This is a genomic window from Halomarina salina, assembly GCF_023074835.1.
Classification (GTDB): Archaea; Halobacteriota; Halobacteria; order Halobacteriales; family Haloarculaceae; genus Halomarina; species Halomarina salina.
In genome coordinates, this window is sequence record NZ_JALLGW010000004.1 from 1 (window position 1) to 15,888 (window position 15,888).

General features: G+C 59.4%; 6 protein-coding genes. 5 read left to right on the forward strand and 1 reads right to left on the reverse strand.

The window, feature by feature from the left end; genetic code table 11:
• The coding region (locus MX571_RS20475) for a sacsin N-terminal ATP-binding-like domain-containing protein (RefSeq protein ID WP_247420955.1) at positions 1-4,863 on the reverse strand (4,863 nt) is incomplete at its 3' end.
• A 237-nt stretch (positions 4,864-5,100) separates the two neighbouring features.
• Here MX571_RS20475 and MX571_RS22825 point away from each other — a divergent pair.
• The 5 genes from MX571_RS22825 (at position 5,101) to MX571_RS22830 (ending at position 15,822) form a co-directional block, all read left to right on the forward strand.
• Positions 5,101-7,929 carry an McrB family protein gene (locus MX571_RS22825; RefSeq protein WP_247420957.1) on the forward strand — a complete coding sequence of 943 codons (2,829 nt, stop codon included), beginning with the start codon at positions 5,101-5,103 and terminating at the stop codon, positions 7,927-7,929.
• A complete protein-coding gene (locus MX571_RS20485; RefSeq protein WP_247420959.1) occupies positions 7,929-9,200 on the forward strand; it encodes an McrC family protein in 1,272 nt (423 codons plus the stop codon). Before MX571_RS22825 ends, MX571_RS20485 begins: the two co-directional genes overlap by 1 nt.
• A 95-nt stretch (positions 9,201-9,295) precedes the next feature.
• Positions 9,296-11,443 carry a PD-(D/E)XK nuclease family protein gene (locus tag MX571_RS20490; RefSeq protein WP_247420961.1) on the forward strand — a complete coding sequence of 716 codons (2,148 nt, stop codon included), beginning with the start codon at positions 9,296-9,298 and terminating at the stop codon, positions 11,441-11,443.
• Complete coding sequence (locus MX571_RS20495; RefSeq protein ID WP_247420963.1) at positions 11,436-12,359, forward strand: RecB family exonuclease; 924 nt, start codon at positions 11,436-11,438, stop codon at positions 12,357-12,359. The genes MX571_RS20490 and MX571_RS20495 overlap by 8 nt, the downstream gene beginning before the upstream one ends.
• Entirely contained in the window at positions 12,352-15,822 is a 3,471-nt protein-coding gene (locus MX571_RS22830; protein WP_247420966.1) for an ATP-dependent helicase, read from the forward strand. Before MX571_RS20495 ends, MX571_RS22830 begins: the two co-directional genes overlap by 8 nt.
• The last annotated feature ends 66 nt before the right edge of the window (positions 15,823-15,888 follow it).

Here is a 15,888-nt window from a genome sequence, read left to right on the forward strand (position 1 = left end):
CGGCCGTGGGATTTCTAGTAGTGTCGCATCACCGCTCTTACCCCGTTTGACGTTCCGTACGACGTAGAGGTAATACCGATCGCTTAGGGAGCCGCGTGCGGCCTTCCACTCGTTCCAGGAGAGAGATGGTTTCTGTGTTTGCAGACCGGACGTTTTGAGTTCGATACATCGATCGACAGTGTGAGTACCCGACTCAGGGGTTGCGATTGTGAGAACGTCAAAACCAGGCCAATCAGAATCAAATGGGGACGTTGAGCCCTTTAGAACAGCCCCCTCATCGAACCGGTCGATAGCTTCCGTGACTAGCTGGCTTTCTTTGGCTTCGGAGAACTTCTCCGGAGTGCTCACGTCCCACACTTTCTGTTCGACATTACTTTCACCCGAGTCCTCAAGACGAGCACGCTCGGCCTCCATTGTCACTGCCATCCCGAACGCGTCGATTCGATCTCGGTACTCCTGTGAAGCAGGGGTGGGAGCGGATCCGCCACTATTCGCGGTTTTCTTTCTCCCTGAACCGTTGGTGGTGGCTCCCTTACCTGAACCGTCTGTAGGTGAGAACACTCTTCGGTTCCCGATCTGCAGGAGCGACTCGACACTTGGAACTCGGTCCGATCGAGCTGCAGTCCCTTCGTTTCTCGATGTGTCCGACTGTTTGCCTGGGTTCCGACCGTCGCCGGTTGGACTATCGGAATTTTCCTCATCAGGCTCGGGGTCCTTCGGGTCTGGTTGAGCTGGTGGCTCGCCCCCGAAAAGGCGTTGTCGAGCGGCATCGAGCTGTTCAGTACGTGTTTCACCGCCGACGTGTCGAAGCCGGTCGAGAAGTATCGATTCCGGTGATGGATGACCGAATGCGAACTCAATCAGGTTGTAGCACGCCTCATAGTACTGCGGGACATCGAGATACTCGGTGTATGCCTGAGCCACCGCATCAACGAACGCTGTCTCCTCTACGCTACCATCGATGAGTACCTGAGTCTTTCTCGAATTTACCCGCTCAATAAAGTAAGCCCGTGGGCCCGACTCTTCGCTGAGGTTGGCCTCGGTGGCGTCCGTGCTGATCTTGAGGTCAAGTCCTTCGACGATTTCAAGCTGTGAGTAAAATCGCTGGGTGTTACTGATATCTTGATCGACAGCATCAGCCGATGGTCGATCTGCACGCAATCGCAACGAAAGCGCGGCGAGGACCGTCTCAAACCACTTCTCGCCGAGCTCAGTGCCATCGACGGTCACGGGAATACCGAGATCGTCGCCGTGGATCGGCGTTTTCGTCACGACCGACCGAATATCAGTCGCATTGAGGTACGCGCCGAACCGTGCTGCCTCCGGTTTGAAGAGGACGATCACCGGAAGTCCGAGTCGCGAGTACCGGTTGTGGGCGCTGTGCGAGCGGACGAAGTAAGCATCGCCAGCTCGTTTGAACTCGTATTCGTCTTCGACTCGACACAGGACCTCGACGTCTGCGAGGCCCGTTTGATCCGGATGCCACTGCTCGCTCGCGATCGTTTCACCCTCTAGTCCGGGGAGCAGTTCGGCAACCCGCGTGTAGAGGAGCTCGACCTCTCCAGTGAATCTCACTGGGTTGACCTCGTCCGATTGCAACAACCTGGAGATCCGCGACAGGACTCGTCGGGCATCGTCGGTGGAAAACGCCGCTTGTGTCAGCGTAGTGTTGGCATCGAGTGCGGAGATCAACGGCGACAGCTCCGGCGATCCACCATCTGGTCGTCCCTGCTGCCGATCGTCATCGAGGAAGGGGAGCAACGGATACTGGCTTCCAAGGTTCAAACTAAACCGATCGCGGTCAGCCTTCGGAAGCACCCACGTGTCTGGTGGGGCTTGGGTCCCGAGTGTAGTTGGAACCCATGCATACTGCTGCAACTGCCAGAGCCACAGGTTCGTTCCGACTCGTTCCAACTCTCCGCTCGTAAAGAAGTACGACCGATTCGAGCCGCGCCACCGGTTGTTAGTGAATTCGGCGACAGTCGCGTGTTGGTGGTCACTGAGCCCGTTATTCCACCATTCGGAGAGATGGCCGAGAAAATGCCGACCAATGTCCGCGTCAGACTGCGCTGCGGTAATAATGTCCTCGCCGTACTCTAACGGATTCACTTGAAACAGGTATCGATGTTCCTCGGTGTCGATCAGGGGTTCAACGTGCTGGATCAAGTGGTCTCGGTAGGCTTCCCAGTCGCTATCACTGAGTCCTCTGTATCGGGCATCGACTGGGGTCTTCGTGCTGTCTGATTCAGTCAGGGCCGAACGCGATGACACCCCGGATCGAGGTGGCTGGCTGATCCCCTCGGTTTTTCGATACTGGTGTCGGGTGGCCGGATCGGGAGCGAATAGTGGGAGTGGACGGACGTGTTCGCTTGCGCCGAGCCACCGGAAGAAGGCGACCCAGTCGTTCAATGCATGCTCATCGTCGGCACCGAGGTCGAACCAAGATGGGGGAGCGAGGACCCAAGGGTCGAACCCGTCCGTCGGTTCCTGTGTCCCAACCTGGGCCAACAAAGGCTCTACCCGAGCCCCGTTGGATCGTCCAAGTTTCTTCTGCCACGTATCGCCTATGTACACTCGATGTGCGGGTTGCCATTCGATCTCGGCGGGACCACTGAGCGGGAGAGCAGGAACCGGGAGCTTCGGGAGATCGGAGAACGAGCGACGAGAAGAGACGTAGAGGAGCGAGGAATCAGGATCGCGATCGTTCTCCGGTGAGGTCACAGCGGCCATTCGACGAATTGTCTCTAACGTTGATCGGGATTGTAGCACCGTTGGATCTGCATTCTGCGTGTTCGGGCCGGGGATCGCTGGTCGAATCGCGGCGTCGTAGACACGTTCGAACGAAAACCCGGAGACGCTCCAGATGTTTTCGAGCTCGGATCGGAAGTCCGCCGGCAAGACAGCGTTCCGAAGCTGCGGAGCGATGTCAGGGTCGGAGCCATGATACAGCTCTCGGGGGAGGAAAGAGAGGTTGCTCAAGCTCTTTTCGTCGATCTCGTCTTCTGGCGGTATGAAAAACGGGTGCTGGCCACTTCGCTCGCGGAGTGCGATCTTCAGACCGTCTGCTCGATCATGGACGTTCGTCGGAAAGACTGCCGCATTCTGACTGGCAGAATCGAACTTCGTGCGGCTGTCATCGGATTCCAATGTCTTTCGGACCTCGACGAGAAGAACGAGAACAGGGTCGACGTACAACCACTCTACCTGATCGCTCTGGTCGTCCGAGCGCTCGGTTGTGTGCGTCCGCTTCTGTAAAGCCGGTTCTGTAGGCGCTGCGCTGATTGCTGTGGGTACCTCTTCGGGGGAGATCCCTTCTGCACCAAGTGCAGACAGTGTCGTCACGGGCTGGTGGTTGAGCAACGAGGGGGCCGGTATGTAGCCCGTCTTCTCACTAGTGTTGGTTTGTGGTGCTCCGATGACGGTTGCGAAGTCTTGACCGAGGTGTGGTGTTTCAGCGGCAGTGTACGGGAGCAAGAGTTCGTCGATCGAATAGCGCTCGTCACAATCATTGCCCGGAATGAACGATACCGGTGCAAGCGACGATTTGATCGCCTCGAACACGCTGTGATCGACTGAGCCTGCGACAAGAGACCAGTCCCTCCGACCGTCGAGCGACGGATCGAGCGTACTCAAGAACTCAGCGATTTTCGTTGCTGACTCGTTGACAAAATCAACCACGCTCGTCGCGATGAGTTCACCGAGTTCGGCGAACAGAAGGGCATTGAACTGACCCTCGTATTCGAGTTCCTCGTCGTAATCGAGCGTGAGGTTTCGACGAGAGGTATCAGACTGAAACGTCCCGGTGATCAGCGCGGGAATGGGACTTCGCTCTTGTGTGGGGAGGAAGACGTGGACGTACGGAGGCTGGTTGGTCGTGGCTCCATAGACAGGCGCTAACGACCAGTCAGAGGGTGTGGCTGATGGATCATCACACGTAGACTCTGCACTGAACGCGACACCGACTGATAGACTCCCCATCGCGTCGATTTCGGTCGTCGTCAGATTCGCCTGCTGAGTCAACAAACCAGCGTCTATCGCCGTCTTTTCGAACAAGAGGAAGGACCGATTGGTCTTTGTGAGCTGTTCACGCTCGCTTGTGTTGGACCTCAGCCGAACCAGCGTCGGTTCGCCGGGGCCAGTAATCGATGTTCGTGAGATCGTCCAAGTTCGGTCCCACGTCGGACAGTCCATCTCGATAGTCGTCAGCTCCGGGAGGAGGGCGACAGTGTTTGCATCGAGTGATTTCAGCTTACGTTCTATCATCCCCCGGCGCTTCTCTGGCTCTCGAAGCGGCAATTCAAACACCGTCGTGAAGTCACCCTCCAGCAGCTCCCGAGCTCGTCGTGTCGTCGCCGTTTCCGCTGGCAGCCCCAATAGAGGTACCTCCCCAGGGCTCAGCGAGTCACCCAGCTGGTCTCGAATGCGACTATCTTCGTTCAGTAGCGCTGCTGTTTCCTCACGGTCGAACTTTGCCGTAACGGCATCGGAGTACACTGCTGGTCGGTCCGTGACGCCGAGCACGGAGGTGAAGCCTCGGCCTTTGTGCCCGATCGTCGTCTGTCCGGCTTTCGTGGTTCGCGTCGTGAGCGTTAGCGCGTAGAGGTCCTCGAAAGTGAACGGCTCCCCGTTGTTCGCGACGAGGAGCGTATCCTCGGTCAGCTCGACCCGAACACGTGGATCGATCGTTTGTTCCATCTCGTCGACTGCATTCTGCAGCAGTTCGAAGATGAACCGACCGTCGTAGTCCGCCCTATCCTGCCGTTCAGTCCCCGCGTCCGACCCGATCCGGTCGGGATTGCTCCGATACGTCTTGAGGTGTTTCCGTTGAATCGCCTCGATCGAGTCAGGGACCTCACGAGTCATATCTCACACTGACAGGTCCGGTTGATAAACATGAGGCTATGGCATTCAGGGATCTCTGAGGAGGCCCGTTTGGGGATTCGACTCGAAACTCGCCTACTCGAGGGAAGAACACAGTTAATTGACTCGGCTTATCAGACAGTCACATATCACATGTCTCAGACACGCCTCTTCCTCGCTCCTTGTGCCAGTCCAGAACAGCAACGGCGGTTCACACAAACGATGCTGAATAGGGTACCTGTGGAGGCTACCGATGCGCAGCTGTCGCAAACGCCGAGTGATACGATCGGCGTCTGGGGAGTCACAGGGGGCGCGAGCGATATCTGGAACGGTGTCAATCCTGGAGACTACGTCCTGTTCTATTTCGGAGAGCAGGAGTATCGCTACGTAGCTGAGGTGGTTGGAACCCACCGAGATTCGGACCTTCCCGACGAGTTGTGGGACGACGCGACGCTCTCTGTCACAGGCGAAGCGGTCGAGAAGCCGTTCGAGTGTCTCATTTACCTGACTGAGTTGCGAGAAGTCTCGATCGAGAGTTCCGAGGTGCACGATTTCGCTGGCCACGACCGGAAGTACCCACAGAACTTCGTTCCGCTCAACGACACTGGGGCTAAGGCTATTGAGGAGCAGTATGGTTCGATCGAGGCGTATCTCGAGTCACGACGAGTGAACCCGACTGTCTGGATCGAGAAAACCGAACAGAAGAATCGTCCGTACAAACAGGCCGGAGGGGAGTTTGAACTCGGGACGGCGCTTGTCTCGCCCAGCCAAGACAAAGCTGGGCGAAGGCGGTATGATACGATGCAAGAGGCTTCGGCCGGTGACATCGTGCTTCATCTTCTAAAAGAACAACGTCACATCGTCGGCATATCGACCGTCAGCTCTGGCGTCATCAGGAACTTCGAGAGCCCAACGGCAAAGCAGTGGAACGAGGCCCAGCGTGAGGCGGGTGGGTTCCTCAGGAAACTCGAGAACTACGAGGAACTCGACGATCAGGTCGGTATCTACGACAATGTGCTCGACAATCCGACGCACGAACCACACCTCCAGCAGATCTACGATACGAACTCGGGACTCTTCTACGACAAGAACTTCGAGATCGCCCAAGGCGGATATCTTACGAAGGCACCTGATGAACTCGTCTCGATTTTCTGCGTCGAAAGTGATGATCTCCCCACAAAGCTGCGAGATCGTGGATACAACCGCAATACGCCCGTCCCGGTGACTGAATACGAGCGGGTTAGTGAAGCCGAGGAAGATATTGCGAACCGGCTCGCGACGCTCCCTGCTCAGGACAACTGGCTCGCTCCGGCGATCGCAGACGCAATCGTCGCGGATTGGACTGAGATGCTGAGCGGAGTGGAGCCCGGCGTCGAACTCACGCTGGCAGAAGAGGTCAAGAGCAACCAGCTCCTCGAGGTGTATCGAGAGTACGAATCACGGTTGCAGAAACAGGCCCGTGCAATCGGGTCTGGCGGCTTGAACAAGCTTGACCCCGCACAGACGTTGTTCATCGTGTTCGTGCGCCAGCTACAGGAGCGAACGGGCGTCACGACGAACCTCAATCAGGTGAAGTTCGGCGTCCTCGCCGGTGGGAAATACACCGTCCGCCCGGCACCATCGACTTCGGGAGAGGACCCACCGGAAAGCGATCCACTCGCCGATGAACCAGCTCCGGAGGATGCTGAAGAGATTCGTCGCCAAGTGGAGCAGACTGGCCAGGTCGTGTTCTACGGCCCACCGGGGACCGGCAAGACGTACACTGCTCGGCGCTTTGCACGATGGTGGCTCAACGACGTGTCCGAGGACCCTCGCGAGGATCAACTTCGAACGGTCACCTTCCATCCGTCGTTCTCGTACGAGGATTTTATCGAGGGGCTCTCTGCGTCGGAAACCGACGCCGGAACGGTGAGATACGACATCGAACCGGGGGTGTTCAAACAGCTGGCCGAGGACGCTCGTAACGCGTACCAAGAACACGACGACGGGGAGGCTCCGCCGTACGTGCTCATCATCGACGAGATCAATCGCGGAGACCTCGCGCAGATATTCGGCGAAACGATCACTGGTCTCGAGATGGACAAACGCCTTGATGGTACCAGTGAGACACCGATCTCGCTGGCGCACTCGAGCACGCAGTTCACTATCCCACCGAACCTCTACGTTATCGGGACGATGAACACGGCCGACCGTTCGGTCGCGTTGCTCGACGCTGCATTGCGGCGACGGTTCCGCTTTATCGCGTTCCCGCCGGACTACGACGTGTTGCTGGACACCTACGAGTTTGACTCCTGGGAGGCGCTCAGACGGACGGCTACCAGCAGTGGTGACGAAACGGCGAGACTCCGTTCGCTCTCGATCCTCGCGATCAAGCATCTCAATGAACAGATCCTCGACAGCCCTGATCTTGGGCGTGGAAAACAGATCGGACATTCCTATCTTCTGGGTCTGAAAAACACCATCGACGTCGTTGATGCGTGGCGCTATGAGATCCTTCCGCTATTGGAAGAGTATCTCTTCGGTCAGTTTGGCAGGATTCGAGAAGAGTTGTTCAACGGTGGCGGTGATCGATTGTTCGATTGGGAGGGCGAGCAGATCAGGTCATTCGATGCCGTGGCACTACGAATGGCTTTGGCAGCCGTTCTTGACCTCGACCTCACGGTAACTGCTACCGATGGTGACGGAGTGGCATCGGCGAGAAACGATTCGAACGCCGGGACACTCGACATTCTCTACGACAACGGACTTATTAGCGAAGGAACGGAGCTCGTGTTTCGTGACGGGTACATTTCGTCGACACCGCAGGTGGCCTACGACTCGGAGGAGTCGTTCTGGCGCTGTCGACTCACCGGCAGCCGGTCCCGATCGGAATCTGTACGATGGTGTCACGACGAGTCACACGAGCCAACCTCCTTGTCATCGCTTGCAAAGCATATCCACGAGGAAGCGACCGGGGAGCGCCGTGAGAACCTCAATGGAATCGACGTGTGGGGCCACCCAGAGTTCGACAACACAGCGATCTACCGGCTCGCAAAAGACATTGAGGATGAGAGTCAGACTGAGAGCTGATGGCTGAGACCGAACTGGGGCAGATTGACGGTCTCAGCAGTATTGACATCCACTTGCGGGAGTACGAGTCGAGCGCTCCTCTCGATCTAAGCGAGGACGCAGAGCGTATGCTTCGAACGGAAATCAACGGTGGGCGAGAACGGACAGGGAGCCGGATTGAGGTGGCGTACGATCGGGATGGCCTGGCCACCCTAACGGCGACGCAGTACGTAGGCGTCGTATCGCTACCTGATGGGCCGACGATTCAGATCCGCCCGAAAGCCGCAGGGACGAACCTGCTGTCTCTCCTCCGATTTGCTCGAGACGTAGATCCGACCACCTTCGATCGAGAGACCCGGATGGAAGCTGGGGATACGTTCGTCGAACCGCTTGCGATCCTCTTCGAACGCGAGTTGCGGACAGTGATCCAGCAGGGGCTGCACCGAGAGTATCACCGGATTGACGGGCAAGAAGATCGTCTCCGTGGACAGCTCCAGGTCCAGCGCCAGCTTCAACGTCAAGGACCCACCCCAACTCGGTTCGAATGTCGATATAGCGACCTCACGTACGACACCGTTGCGAACCAGGGAATCCTCTACGCGACGACCTTGCTGCAACGACTCGTCACTGACCAGGAACTGCAACAACGTCTCCATCAACACCAAGCGATTCTCCGACAACGGGTCTCGCTTCGCCGAGTCGATCCGAACGAACTGGACCGGCTCTCGGTGTCACATCTGAATCGGTACTATGAGGATCTCCTTCGACTCACCGAACTGATTGTGCGAGGCGTGTTCATTGACGACCTAGCGACGGGGACTCGAGGGACGTTCGCGCTGCTCGTGAACATGAACACAATCTTCGAAGCCGTCGTCGAACGTGCGCTGCGGGACGCGCTTGCGGAGCGGGCGGGGTGGACGGTTAAAGGCCAGTACACGACACAGCAGCTCGTTACCGGTGGGAACCACACCGTAACAATCCGACCAGATATCGTAGTGCTTGACCCCAGCGACGAAGTGCGGTTCGTCGGTGATGCAAAGTGGAAACTCGGGGCACCATCGAACAGCGATTTCTACCAAATGAGCGCCTACCAACTCGCCCACGACTGTCCGGGGGCGCTCATCTACCCAGAGCAGGATGGGGTAGTGGAATCGAACTGCCTCATCAATGGATCCCACCGTCTTGAGTTGATCGAGCTTCCCACACGGAGTCTGGCTCAGGGGTTCAAGGAATACACTGAGCGGCTACAGCGTTCTCTTGAGGAGCGTGTGACCGGCCTCATCGGCGAATAGCAGCTGTTGGGGGTCCAAACCAAGCCATCGCTGCGCAGAACGAACCTTTCGCGTTCCCCGTACATTCATATCCCCTGGTTGTTCAGTTGATTTGTATGACAGTCGGCCAGCGTGATCGGCCGGACCTCGAAGGGGACCTCCGGGTATTGGATTTCCTTGGTGAGCCCCTTGTGACTCGTGTCGCCCCGCTATACCGGGAGCTGGTCCACGAGTACGGTCAGCACAACGTGCTCGTTCTCAAGCGCTTTCCGACCGGAATCGACGAAATCACCGACGCGCTTGGTGACGCTATCGAGGGCGTCGAAACGCCCCGTGTTCGCGGGCTTTCGGCCCATGCCCGGGAGACGATCGAAGAACTGCCCTCACCCCCACGACTGCTCTCGGCCAGTCAACAGGGGTTGCTCCTTACTCAGTTTCTCAGCACGTTCGAGTGGGACCACCCGTACCTTCAACAGGCAGCCGAGCAGGATTCGTTCACCTCGGACGTTGGCCGCTTCGTCGCAGAGGCGACGTGGCAAGGGAGTAGTATCGACACCGATGAAGCAGCACTCGCGGAACTCGCTAGCTTCAACAGCGCGTTCCACGACTGGCTCGCCGACAACGATCTGCTCGATCCGTCAGCGGTGCTGTCGTGGGCGGCGGACGCGATGGCCGACCCAGCGACGAGAGACCGAATTCAGCGCTCGTTCGACGCCGTGCTCGTCCTCGAGTTCGAGGAGTTCACGCCGATCGACCGCGAGTACCTCGCACGACTGACGGCGGGAGTAGACCTCGTCTGCCTCTCCGAGGAAGACAGCGCGATCCAGCGCACCTGGAACGAGCCACGGCGGATCGAAGCGTACAGGGAGGGACTCCGGACGGACCCCGTGGGTCCTGATGGGGAGTCGTGGGGTGAAGCCGACCCCACAAGCGACGAGGTGACACGGCCGGCAGCCGTCGCCGGGCTGCTCGCAACGGGCGAGCGTCCGACAGTAACCGAGCAAGGAACACTCACCGTCATTCACGAACCAACGTTCGACGAGCACATCCGAACGGTCGCCGAGGAGATCGAACGGCTTCATCGCGTCGAAAACATACCCTACGATGAGTGCGCGGTGATCCTCCGGGATTCAAACGCGCCGATTCCGGAGACACTTCGGCTTCTCCGTGGGGCTGGTATCCCGACGACCTCCGCGACTGTCGGCGGACTGGAACACGACCCGGCGGCACGTGAACTGTACGCCCTCGTCTGCTGGTGTTGCGATACCGCACAAGAAGCGGGGTGGGACCGCGACCGGGCGTGGAACGTCTTGGGGGCACGGACGACTGTCTCCGAGGAGTCGCTCGAAGAGGTCGCTCGCATCGGAGCAGACGATGGATTGGAAGCCGCACTCCAGCGATGGCTGCTCGAGTCCGATCTCAAACACCGGCTCGCCGACCGTGACTCGACGGTCGATGCAAAAACCGAGTTCCGGCACGTCAGCGACGTGCTTCAGCTCGCACGGTTCATCGATGAGAGCCCACTCATCGACGCCTCATGGACGCTATTCGCGGAGGCACTTGAACGGGAGTTCACCCACGCCACCTCTGATAAGATCGCCACCGAACTCACGCTTCCCGATGGTGGCGTGGTCGTCGACGCGGTCCGTGTTCTCAAGAACGTCTCAAAGGAGGCCGTCTTCCTCGTTGATCTCGTCGACCGGGAGTACCCGGCCCCACCGCAGTTCAACGCGCTGTTTCCGACGCCACACCTCGAACAGCTGCCTGGCTATCCAGCGTTCACAGCACCGACACGCGAAGACGTCGAGCAGACGTTTTCGACGGTCCGCGATGACGATGACCGACGGCCGCTGAACGCGTACTACGCGGAGCTGAGCCGCCGGATGCTCGCCGTAGGTGCTCGGGTGGCGACCGACCGGCTCTACTTCGGAACGTATGACGAACAAGCCGGAGGGACCGGGAGTCGACACCAGCCCTCGCGTTTTCTCACACCAGTCGAGGAGTCACTCGGAGAGATCGACCGGCGCGACGATGACGCCATCCACACCCATGGCGAGACGGTCTCGTTCACCCTCTCGCAGGTCGACGATGCGATGGAGGCGATTCGACTCGCGGGCGTCGCTGACGAGCCAGTCGATCTTGATGCGGTTGAACACGACTTCGGCGTGATCCAGGCGCTGCTCGACCGTGATCCACCGGACGACCTCAGACAAGCAATCGAAACGCGAACCGACTTCGCAGCGGGGGTGGTCCGGCGTGAGTGAGACCGATGACGACGTGATGTGGATTTCACCGTCACGGTTGGGTGTCTATGCGGCGTGTCCTCGCCGCTATGAGTACGAGAAAGCGTGGGACGTCGCTTCTCCCGAGCAGACGCGGCGATACATGGACCGCGGACTCGCGTTACACGGTGCGATCGAGGACACCTGCGAGACCGTTCAGTCCGATTCGGGACTCAGTGACGCCGAGATTCAGCGAGTCGCTGCCGAGGCGATCGGTGACCGATGGGAGCGCCATGCGGATCGCAGCGAGTACCGGTCGGCAGCACACTTCCGCTACGATCGACGACTCTGTGAAGCGGCCATCGAGGATTACTTCGCCGGTGATGGGCTGGTCCATGCTCGGAACTCGGTGGCGACTGAAGCCTGGCTCGAATGCCAGCACGAGGGCGTCGCCCTTCACGGCCGAGTGGACAACGTCGTCGAAACCGATGACGGCCTGCGGATCATCGACTACAAGAGTTCGTTAAACGGCATCATCTCCGGCTACTCCAAAGACGACGTCGAAGCCCACCGTGATGGAGAGAAACATGCCCCACGCCGTGTCAAGAGCATGTTCCAAGCAGCCGCCTATATCGAGGGGCTCAAAGAGCATGCGGCGTACGAGCCGGGAATGGACATCGAGTTCACCTACTATGGCCTGTTACAGAAGAAAGAGACGAGCGGCTCACTGGACGGCCTACAGGTGACTGTCAACGGCTACGGCCGTGACGTCGGCTGGATCTACGAGTACAACTACGACGCGGTCTGGGAGCTCATCACGGACTACTACGAGGCAATTCGCGCGGAGACGTTTGACCCACAACCGATGGAACTGCTCAAAGAGAACGCGTGCGACGACTGTACGTATCGATCGATGTGTGGGGACTACCTCGCCAGTGAGGTGAGCGTCGGTGAGTGACTCCACACGGCCGGCTGACCACGCCGCCACTGCAGGCGAGGACGATCACGACCCGCGTCCGGCCCAGCAGGACATCATCGACTCCGACGAGTACCCGATGCGGGTACTCGCCGGCGCAGGGACGGGCAAGACGTTCACGATGGTGCGGAAGATCGAGCGGCTCATCGACGATGGTGTGTCACCGGATCGGGTGCTGGCGCTGACGTTCACGAACAACGCGGCGGACTCGATGCGTGAGAAGCTGGTCGAAAAACTCGGCCCGCGTGGTCACGACATCGAGGCCTACACGTATCACGCGATCTGCCACGAACTCCTCCAAGAGTTCGCGTATCACGCCGATCTCGACCCGCGGTACGATATCGCGACCGAAGCCGACCAGTTCGCGCTGGTCTACGACGTCCTCGATGAGATGCCGTATCGGTTCACCTCGCCGGAGGTGTACGACCCTGACGGGTTCGGGAAAGGCGCTGCCCAGCGGCTACTGGGATTCATCCCGGCGATGAAACGCTCGGGAATCACGCCCGACCACCTGGCGACGTACCTGGGCGACCCTGCAGCGCTTCTCGAGTACGATGACCTCGTCGAGCGGATCGAGGCGGCCGCCGACGAACACGTCCGCGTGGGGTGGCACAAACCCAGCCCGGACCGACTCAATGAGATGTGTGCCGGGCTGGCAGCACTCCGACAGACGATCGCAGCCGAGCGTGAGACGCTCGGAACCGATGGGGTGGGCGCGGACCTACGATCGTTCCTGCGGGAGCTGGAAACGGCGTGTGACCGGCTGGCGTCGTTCCTCACCGAGCGGACGGACGAGATCGTCGACGGCGACCTTACGGCGGCGTTTAAACTCCCGGCGTACCTGTTCGGTGCGTACTCGAGCCCGCCATCCGGCATCCCATCGGTCGGCTTCACGCTCACAGGGAAACTCCAGGGGTTCATCGACCACTGCCAGATCGCTTCGGATCTGACGGCTGGCTACGCCGCCTACGAACGGCGACTCGACGAGGAGATGCTCCTCGATTTCAACGATCTCGTTATCCGCGCGAACGCGTTGCTGGAGGATGACGCCGTTCGAGAGTGGGCCACCTCCCAGTGGGACTACGTCTACTGTGATGAGTACCAGGACACCGACGCCGTCCAGTTCGAACTCGTCCAGCAGCTCGTCACCGATGACCGACTGTTCGTCGTCGGGGATGACGACCAGGCGATCTACGAATGGCGCGGTGCCAATATCGAGAACATCGGGCCACGGCTGACCGAGGCGTTCGACGGGCTCGCTGACGAAACCCTCGAAGAGAACTTCCGGTCGCATCAACCCATCCTGGATCTGGCGAACAACGCGCTCGAACAGCTCGATTCGCGCGGAAGCACCAAACAGCTCCAGGCCGTCGCGGAGAAGCAGGATGCGACCGACGGCGTCGTAACGATCACAGCCGGTGAAGAACCAGACGACGAGTCCCAGCAGATCACGAACGCGATTACGCGATTACTCAACGGCGAGACCGAACACGCTGATGAGCCGTATGAGGCGGGTGACATCGCGATCCTGGCTCGCAAGAACAGACACGCGAAACCGATCGTCAAAGCGCTGAATCGTGCGGGCATTCCGTACGAACTCGCTGGTGATCTGGCCGACGAATCGGTCGGAGTAGCGACTGTCCTTGCCTATCTGAAAGCGCTCGCCGATCCTGACGATGAAGTGAGTCTCAACCGCGTGCTCACGATGCGCTATCGACTGTGTCAGGCAGATCTGGCGCTGCTGAACGCCACCGACGAGCCACTGTACGAGCGATTGCAATCGCTGCCCCGTGAGCAGTTCGAAGAACCGGAGCGGGTCGCACGGGCTCGCGATGACTTCGCACAACTATCCGATATTCGTGAGACCCATTCGCTGACGCGCCTCTACCGCGAGCTGAAGGACGTCACGTCGATCGAATGGTTCCTCTCGGAGCAGGAGCGCCGTGACCTCGCGCAACTCGATGAACTCCTCTCGTCGTTCGATGACGGCGCGATCCAGCCGGAGCTCTCGAAAGAGTTCGTCGAGTTCCTCGGCCTCCACGGAACGATCACCGCGACGGGTGGGGCTGCTATCGAGGACCAGCCCGACACCGCGGCGTCGGCGGTGAACATCATGACGGTCCACAAAAGCAAGGGCCTCGAGTTCCCCGTGGTCGTTCTGCCGCGACTGACCGCCGACCAGTGGGAACCCAGTGAACGGACATACGATACGCTCGAGCACGTCCTATCCGGTGGTTCTGTTCTAGACCACGACTTTGCAACGCGCGACGAGCACGAGTCTAGACGTGTATTCCACGTCGCGGTGACGCGTGCAGAGGAACTCTCAGTCCTCGTCGGCAAGGGCGAAGACGACGATGGCGAGGAGGATGACGACCTGCCGTTGTCGGTCGTCGACGGGGCGCTGTCCGATTCGCTTCCGTGGACCGTCGGGGGCGCGTCGTTCCCGATTTGGGAGCTGGTCCAGTCGAGCGTACCACCATCCGCGACTGACGGAACGGACAGCCTCGCCAGTCCTGTTTCACTCGGGGACGACACCGCGGCGATTTACGATGGGACACCACTCGGTCGCTCCACCGCACGGACCCGCGTGCTGCAATTGGCACGGGAGATGCTCGACGGCAATCTCGAAGCGATCGATCCAACGACCGCGGGCATCCCTGCTGCAGCACTTGATCCACCGACTGGACCACAGCTCCGCCGCCAACACAGCTACACGTCGCTCGATACGCTCTCGACGTGTTCCCGACAGCACTACCTCAACTACGTCCTCCGGGCGTTCGACGATCCGCCATCGGTTGGGGCGCCGGCGATGGACGGTGGCACGCTCTCGGGGAGTGAGGCCTCGATCCGTGAAATCGGTGTCCTGTTCCACGAAACGGCTGAACGGGCGGCAAATCGTGGCGTGACAACACCGGATGGGTGGTACGAGATTGCCGATCAACTCGCTGCCGCTCGAGGCTTGGAGCCCGCCCTCGACGAGGCACAGGCGTGTATCGACCGGTATTTCGAATGCGAAGCGAGCGACTGGGAGGTGCTCGCCGCCGAACGCGAGTTTACTCTGGAGATTGAGGGTTTCACTGTCACGGGTGTGATCGACGCTGTGTGCCGACGACCGGACGGCGAGTTCGTGATTCTGGACTACAAAGCGACGACGAAGAAGCGCTCGCTCGACGAGGACATCCAGCTTCCGTTGTACGTCCTCGCGTGTGAGGAACTGTTCGAGCAACCGATCCGAACCGCTGGATACGCCTATGTCGGTGATGTCGGCCCCGCTGTCGAGACGCGGACGTTCAGTGAAGAGGAGCTTCAGACGGCTCGTGAACGAATCATAGACCGGCTACGAGCTGCAGAGCAGAGCCGCTACAATCAGTACACCGCTGGCGAACACTGCCAGTGGTGTCCACATCGGTCCCTAGGGTGTAGCGACGAAGCCGATATAGAGTGACCGACCACCGGAACGTGTGACTCCACAGCGCTGTGCATGGTGGGCCATTGCTTCATAAAATAGACT